Below are 2,092 nucleotides of genomic sequence, written 5' to 3'. Positions count from 1 at the left end.
TTTTTTGTTTGCGAGGCATGTTGCCGAGCCGATGGTTTGAAAGAAAACCTGTCACCTAGCTAATGGGAAGACAAGCTGTAGGCAAGGGCGCTTTCGGCGACGAAAGGGTCTGAAGGAAGCTGATGGTGGTTGTTGGAACAAAATGTTAGTGAACCAGTGTTGGCATGTGTAGTGGATAACCTTCCAAAAAGTGGGAACGTCCTAAAATTAGCTAAACTGCATATGTTTTGATGGTTGTTTTAACAACAGGCGGAGTAACTTAACCTCGGAAGTGCTGTATTCGAAGCTGTAGATTTTGCTTACAAGCGAAAGCAAGAGGCAAAATTAGAATGCAGTATGCAGATGAAGCCGTAGTAGTGAATAAACCTATACCAATGAAAGCTAGCAATAGTCTGGAGGAGAAAATATAGGTGACATATCACACCGTTGATATGACTGCTATAGGACAAAAGCCTATGGTAGATGCGAAGGGTGAAAGAGATTTCAAAGTGTATCAGAAAGAATTTAAAGCGAAAGTAAAAGTGTTAAAAGAAAGCTGAAATGCTGGAAGGTACGTATCCTTGGCACAAGAAAATTTGCGAGGGATAATGACGACACAAATATGAAGTAATTAAGGATAAGCGAAGATAAGATTGCCATAGAGCTAGAGACGTCAAGCATCCTTAATGAAGAACATATAACTTTAAGCAATAGAAACTGGAGATACAGCGACAATGGAGGGAAAACATGAAGAAATGGTACAGCCTTATCGATAAAATATATCGGAAAGAAAATTTAAAGCTAGCATTTAAACGTGTAAAGAGAAACAATGGAGCTCCTGGAATAGATGGAGAAACTGTTTCAGACTTTGCGTTAAAGCTGGAGAAAAATATTGAGTTTCTTCATGGGGGACTGAAAACCAACAAGTATAAGCCAAGTCCAGTAAGAAGAGTAGAAATTGAAAAGCCTGATGGAGGCGTCAGACTATTAGGAATTCCCACAGTAAAAGATAGAGTGGTGCAACAAGCTATAGTTAACGTGATAGAGCCTATCTTTGATGAGGCATTTCACCCATCAAGTTATGGATATCGCCCAAAGCGTTCACAGCATCAGGCGGTAGCCAAAGCGGAGCGATTTATGAATAAATATGGGTTAATTAATGTAGTAGATATGGATTTAAGTAAGTGCTTTGATACCCTTGACCATGAAATCATGATAAAAGCAGTAGGTGAGAAGATAAGTGATGGAAGTGTACTAGACTTGATTAAGAAATTCCTAAAAGCAGGTGTAATGCATAGTGACAACTTTAGTAAAACGGAAATTGGCAGCCCGCAGGGTGGTGTCATCTCACCTCTACTCAGTAATATTTACCTCAACCAGTTCGACCAAAGGATGAAAGCAAAAGATATAAGAATAGTCAGGTATGCCGATGATATTCTTGTCTTTGCAAAAGACAAGAAAACAGTGGGTGACTATAAGGTATATGCTACTAAAGTACTTGAGGAAGAACTAAAGCTTACAGTTAACAAAGGAAAGACAAAACTCACAAGTGTACATGAAGGAGTGGAATTTCTTGGGTTTATTATCTACGAAAAATGGACAGTAGTTAATCCTAAAAGAATCAAGAGATTCAAAGATAAAATCAGAAGAAAGACTGTGAGGGGTACAGGAAGGAAAATAGAAGATATTATCAAAGACTTAAATCCTGTACTAAGAGGGTGGATAAACTATTATAGAGTAGCTAACATTAAATCGCTGATGAGGGAATTAATGAAGTGGATAAGAAGGCGCCTTAGAATGATAAAGATGAAGCAATGGAAAACATATAAGGCAATGCATAAAGAAATGAGAAAACAAGGAATCAAAGGCAGTGGGGAGAAGATGGCAGTTACAAAGTGGAAAAATTCAAATGTTCACATCATACACATGCTACTTCCCAACAAACTGTTTGAAGAACTTGGACTCATTGATTTAACAAAATACGAAGTTGGATTGTTGTCGAACTATTATTAGTTTACGAGAAATTTCAGGAGCCGGATACGGCAAACGTAAGTCCGGTTCTGTGAGAGCAAAGAAAATAGGATTAATTATCCTATTTTCTAGCTACTCGATA

2 protein-coding genes are annotated in these 2,092 nt (G+C 38.1%); both read left to right on the top strand.

Annotation, left to right across the window (positions count from 1 at the left end; genetic code table 11):
- Nucleotides 1-410: 410 nt before the first annotated feature.
- Nucleotides 411-539, top strand: coding sequence for a hypothetical protein (locus tag B5X81_RS28560; RefSeq protein ID WP_280175305.1), 129 nt, complete (start codon nucleotides 411-413; stop codon nucleotides 537-539).
- 187 nt (nucleotides 540-726) lie between these two features.
- Nucleotides 727-1,992, top strand: a complete 1,266-nt coding sequence (gene ltrA, locus B5X81_RS26925; protein ID WP_079496100.1) for a group II intron reverse transcriptase/maturase — start codon at nucleotides 727-729, stop codon at nucleotides 1,990-1,992.
- Nucleotides 1,993-2,092: the final 100 nt, after the last annotated feature.

Source organism: Maledivibacter halophilus, assembly GCF_900167445.1.
Classification (GTDB): Bacteria; Bacillota; Clostridia; order Peptostreptococcales; family Caminicellaceae; genus Maledivibacter; species Maledivibacter halophilus.
Note: the sequence above shows the minus strand (reverse complement) of the source record. Positions and strands in the feature narration are given on the sequence as shown.